Annotated in this window: 3 protein-coding genes; 2 read left to right on the forward strand and 1 reads right to left on the reverse strand. The window is 76.7% G+C overall.

All coding sequences use genetic code 11. The annotated features are described in order from the left end of the window. Both ABEB16_RS22045 and ABEB16_RS22050 read left to right on the forward strand, forming a co-directional pair. Positions 1-1,193, forward strand: a 1,193-nt coding sequence (locus ABEB16_RS22045) for a LuxR C-terminal-related transcriptional regulator (protein WP_345714306.1), incomplete at its 5' end; no start/stop codon positions are given. 61 nt (positions 1,194-1,254) lie between these two features. Next, positions 1,255-1,548: a hypothetical protein gene (locus ABEB16_RS22050; RefSeq protein ID WP_345714307.1), complete on the forward strand. Its 294-nt coding sequence runs from the start codon at positions 1,255-1,257 to the stop codon at positions 1,546-1,548. A gap of 43 nt (positions 1,549-1,591) precedes the next feature. Here ABEB16_RS22050 and ABEB16_RS22055 read toward each other — a convergent pair whose 3' ends face one another. Continuing rightward, positions 1,592-2,170, reverse strand: coding sequence for a TerD family protein (locus tag ABEB16_RS22055; RefSeq protein ID WP_345714308.1), 579 nt, complete (start codon positions 2,168-2,170; stop codon positions 1,592-1,594). Positions 2,171-2,367: the final 197 nt, after the last annotated feature.

Raw genomic sequence — 2,367 nt, forward strand, 5'->3', positions numbered from 1 at the left:
CGCGCCTCCTCGTGGTGGCCGCCCGGCCGGTCGCCGCCGAGCGGGCGCGGGTGCTCGAGCGCGCCGCCGTCCCCGCCGAGCACGTCGGGCAGCCCGCCGCGCTGGTGTGGAGCGTGCTGTGGCGCATCGACGCGGCTTTCGAGCGCGGTGACCTGGCGGTGGTCGACGCCCGGCTGGCGGAGCTGGACGCCCGCAGCGCTGCGGCGGGGTTGCCCTTCGCCCGCTGGCACCTGCACCGGCTGCGGGCGGCGCGCTGCGCGCTCACCGGGGACTTCACCGCCGCCGGGCGGCACGCGGAGGACGCGCGGGCGGTGGCCGTGCGCATGGGCGAACCGGAGATGGTCGTGCTGCACCACGCCTTCGGCGCCCTGGTGGCGGTGCTGCGGGGCGATCCGACCGGCGTGCCGCACGACCTGGACGACGCCTTCGCCGGCGCGCCGCCGGTGCCGGTCGTGCAGGCCCAGCGGGCCGCGCTGGAGCTGCTCGCGGGACGGCGGGAGCGGGCGCGGGCGCGGTACCTGCAGGTGATGGCGGTCCTCGACGAGATGCCCGTCAACGGCCGCTGGCTGGGCACCGTCCTGCAGCTGGTCGATCTCGCCGAGGGCCTCGACGACGCCCCCGGTGCCGCCCGCCTGCACGCGGTGCTGGCCGACGCGGAGGACTTCTGCGGGGCGGGCCCGTCCGGCACGGTGTTCTGCACCGGCTCGAACGCGCTGCTGCTGGGCCGGCTGGCGACGACCGCGGGCCGTCCGGAGCAGGCGCTGGCCCACCTGCGCCGCGCCCTGGAGGTCAACGCGCGGATCGGGGCGCGCCCGTACGTGGCCCTGACCCACCTGGCGACCGCGCGGGCGCTGCTGCGACGGGGCCGGGCCGACGACGGGCCGCGGATCGCGGCGGAGGCGCGCCTGGCGGCGGGGACGGCCCGTGCGCTCGGCATGCCGGGACCCCTGGCCGCGGCGGAGGAGGTGCTGCGGCGGGTGTCCACCGGTTCCCCGCCCGGTGGGCTGACGCGGCGGGAGGAGGAGGTGGCGCAGCTCGTGGCGCACGGCCTGGCGAACCGGGAGATCGCCGCGCGGCTGGTGCTGTCGGAGCGCACGGTGGAGTCCCACGTGCACCACGCCCTCCTGAAGCTCGGCCTGGGCAGCCGCACCCAGCTGACCGCCTGGGTGCTGGCCCGCGCCGGAGGCCGCTGACGCCCCCGCCGGGGCCGGCGGTCCCCTCAAGCCCACCCCGCCACCGGCCGATCACCTGGACGTGATCGACGCCTCGGCAGCGCCCCGCTGGACCCACGGCGCCCCGCTGCTGCCCGGCACCCGCGTCGTGCTCGGCGGCCCGCTGCTCACCCCGCGCGCCGAGCTCGCCGGGCGCGCCCGCTCGGCGGGCCTGGTGCCCGTCGAGGAGGTCGACGGGACCACCGGCCTGCTCGTGGCCGCCGACGCCGCCAGCGGCGAGGCCGAGGTGCGCGCCGCGATGCGGCTGGGCGTGCCCATCGTCGACGAGTACACCTTCGAGGACCTGCTGCCCGCCGTGCCCCGGCCGCGCGGCTGAGCGCACCGCGCCGGATCATCCCGGGCGGATCACCCCGGGCGGATCACTCGACGTCGACGCCGAAGTCGGCGGCGATGCCCCGCAGGCCGGTGGCGTAACCGGCGCCCACCGCGCGGAACTTCCACTCCTCCGCCCGCCGGTACACCTCCCCGAACACCATCGCGGTCTCCGTGGAGGCGTCCTCGGTGAGGTCGAAGCGCACGAGCTCCACGTCGTCGTCGGCGTTGACGACGCGGATGAACGCGTTGTGCACCTGCCCGAAGTTCTGCCGGCGCGCGTCGGCGTCGTGGATGGACACCGCGAACACGATGCGCTGGCACTCCAGCGGCACGGTGGTGAGCTCGACGTCCACCACCTCGTCGTCGCCCTCGCCCTCGCCGGTGCGGTTGTCGCCCGTGTGCACGACCGACCCCTCGGGGCTGGCGAGGTTGTTGTAGAAGACGAAGTGCGCGTCGGACAGCACCTTGCCGTCCGTCCCCAGCAGCAGCGCCGAGGCGTCGAGGTCGAACCCCTGCCCGGTGGTGGTGCGCACGTCCCACCCGAGCCCGACGCTGACGGCGCGCAGGTCGGGGGCGGCCTTCGTGAGCGAGACGTTGCCCCCCTTGCCGAGGCTGACTCCCATGTCGTGCTCCCTCGTGCGGTTCGCGGTGGGGCGACGCTACCGACCTCAGAACTCCTCGAACGTCGCGGGGTCCTGCCCGGAGACCCGCTCCCCGTCCTCCAGGGACGCGATCGCGGCCAGGGCCTCCTCGTCGAGGCGCACGCCCGCGGCGGCGAGGTTCTGGCGCAGCAGGTCCTCCTCGAACGCGGCGGGGAAGG

The sequence above is a fragment of the Kineococcus glutinatus genome (genome assembly GCF_039542765.1).
Taxonomy (GTDB): Bacteria; Actinomycetota; Actinomycetes; order Actinomycetales; family Kineococcaceae; genus Kineococcus_A; species Kineococcus_A glutinatus.